Below are 1761 nucleotides of genomic sequence, written 5' to 3'. Positions count from 1 at the left end.
ACACCCTCGCCTGTGAGTTCTCATTTTTTTATAAGCGGCTGCGTTGTCTAAATGCTTTTAGTGATGAGCTTATGGGGAAAGGTCGGGACTCGTAATGGGGAATGGGAAGCCAAAAGCGGGTGGTGGATCTGGATTGGTGCCTGCACAACAGGTAAAGCGGCCCCGTGGGGCCGCCAGAGCGAGGCTAGCTGACCAGCAGCAGCGCACGCTCCTCTGCCATAGGCTTGTTAAGCAGCGACAGCAAAATATCCTTCACCGCCTGCGCGGACGGCGAAAGCGGCAGACGCGCCGAGACGTTCAGCGACAGCGGCAGATGCAGCGCCGGGCTGTTGATGCGCGCCATCCAGGCCTGGGTTGAGCTGACCAGCGCCCGCGCGGCAGACTCCGGCAGCACCGTCACGCCCATCCCGCTGGCGACGGCGGCGGTCAGCATCGACAGAGACTCGATCTCGCCGATAATGCGCGCGCTCAGACGACGCAGTGAAAAGGCTTCGTCAACGCGCTTGCGCACCGCGCTATAGTCGCGCGGCAGGAACAGGCTCATCTGCGCCACCTGGGCCAGATCGACCGATCCGCCGGGGCAGTCGGTTGCGCCGACCAGGTAAAGCTCTTCTTTTATCAGCGGCATACTGGTAATGCCCGCCGTCGGCGAACGGTCGTAGAGCACCGCCATATCAAGCTGGCCGTTCATTATCTTTTCATTCAGTGAACTGCCGCTGTTCTCATGCAGATAAACCAGAATTTCCGGATGCTGCTCCCGAACCGTTTGCAGCAGCGGCATGGTCAGCGAGGATGCCGCCGTACCCGGCGCCATGCCGATAGAGACCTGTCCGCTGAGCACCTGTCCGGCGTTGATTACCGCCGTCTGCGCCTGCTCGCACTGCCGTAAAATCGTTCGCGCATGCGCATAGAGAATTTTACCGGCTTCGGTCGGCGTTACGCCGCGCTTGGTACGAATTAACAGCTGCTGATCCAGTTCGTTCTCCAGCGTGGCAACCTGTTGACTGAGCGCAGGTTGCGCGATGTGCAGCACTTCAGCCGCCTGCGTCAAACTGCCAATATCGACGATTTTCACAAAGTATTTCAGTCGTCTTAAGTTCATCTTGCCTCCGTCACATTCCCCGAATGCCAATAACATCTGTTCGTGCGGCCTGCTGGCCTGGTAACAGACAAATTGCAATTAGCAGGCCAGTTTTTCTTCCGGCACGCGCTGCCTTATGCAGAAAAATCCTAACAGCGCGAAAAATAAGCCTTTCTGATTACGCATAAAGAGGTAATAAGCTGCAGGAATGGCGCGGCAGTAACGGACAGCCCGGCGGATGCACTTCGCTGGTGCAGCCAGTGCGAGCCAGACGTGCATATTGCGGATAGCAGAAAAGAACGGGTGAGATAAGCAAAACAGAGGTATGCAACAGAGAGGGAGCCAGCAAAAAAAAAGCCTGCCCGTTTTCTAAAAGCGGGCAGGCCTGAGCATAGGAAATCAGCGTTTTTTGCGGTTGCGATGCATATCAATCGAGACGGCGGCCACAATAATAATGCCTTTAATAATATCCTGAACGTAGGCATCGACGCCGACAAAGGTAAACCCACTCTTGATCAGGCCCAAAATCACTGCGCCAATCAGCGTGCCCGTAATGCGCCCGACGCCGCCCATCAGGCTGCTGCCGCCGATAACCGCTGCGGCGATCGCGTCCAGCTCGTAAGACATCCCCATGCTTGACTGACCGCTGCTGACGCGCGCCGCCAGCACCACGCCCGCCA

Annotated in this window: 2 protein-coding genes; both read right to left on the bottom strand. The window is 57.4% G+C overall.

Annotated elements, in window-relative coordinates; genetic code table 11:
- Positions 1-184: 184 nt before the first annotated feature.
- Entirely contained in the window at positions 185-1102 is a 918-nt protein-coding gene (nac, locus tag B3797_RS17215; RefSeq protein WP_311782519.1) for a nitrogen assimilation transcriptional regulator NAC, read from the bottom strand.
- A gap of 378 nt (positions 1103-1480) precedes the next feature.
- Positions 1481-1761 (bottom strand): ABC transporter permease (locus tag B3797_RS17210; RefSeq protein WP_414693108.1); only part of this gene is annotated, 281 nt, incomplete at its 5' end.

Source organism: Pantoea sp. UBA5923 (genome assembly GCF_002431095.1).
Taxonomy (GTDB): Bacteria; Pseudomonadota; Gammaproteobacteria; order Enterobacterales; family Enterobacteriaceae; genus Pantoea; species Pantoea piersonii.
The sequence above is the reverse complement of the archived record's forward strand: the minus strand, read 5'-3'. Positions and strand labels throughout refer to the sequence as shown.